The sequence below is a fragment of the Hydrogenophaga intermedia genome, assembly GCF_023715105.1.
Lineage (GTDB): Bacteria > Pseudomonadota > Gammaproteobacteria > Burkholderiales > Burkholderiaceae_C > Hydrogenophaga > Hydrogenophaga intermedia_A.
Map to the genome: position 1 here is coordinate 1 of NZ_JAMBNO010000134.1, position 284 is coordinate 284.

Consider the following 284-nt stretch of genomic DNA (forward strand, 5'->3'; position numbering starts at 1 on the left):
AGACGCCACAAAGGCACGCGGAACTTTTGCGTCCATGGCCAATGTGGGCAGGGCGTTGCGCAGCCGAGCCACGGTCGGAGTGAACCCGTGAGCATCGGCCGGCACCCTGGTCAAGGCCGATTCGCCACGATCCGCAACGTGGTCGCGATCGGGCTGCGACAGGACGTCGACCACGCGCAGCGCACTTTGGTCGTCGCGCATGCACTCTCCGCTGCTGGATGCGTGTTGTTCGAGACGATCCTTCAGTGCATCGAGCAACTCGCTCGGCCAGGGAACCAAGTAGC

General features: G+C 64.1%; 1 protein-coding gene. It reads right to left on the reverse strand.

Annotation, left to right across the window (positions count from 1 at the left end; genetic code table 11):
* Window positions 1-201, reverse strand: a 201-nt coding sequence (locus M3149_RS22915) for a hypothetical protein (RefSeq protein WP_251711646.1), incomplete at its 3' end; no start/stop codon positions are given.
* Between the last annotated feature and the right edge of the window lie 83 nt (window positions 202-284).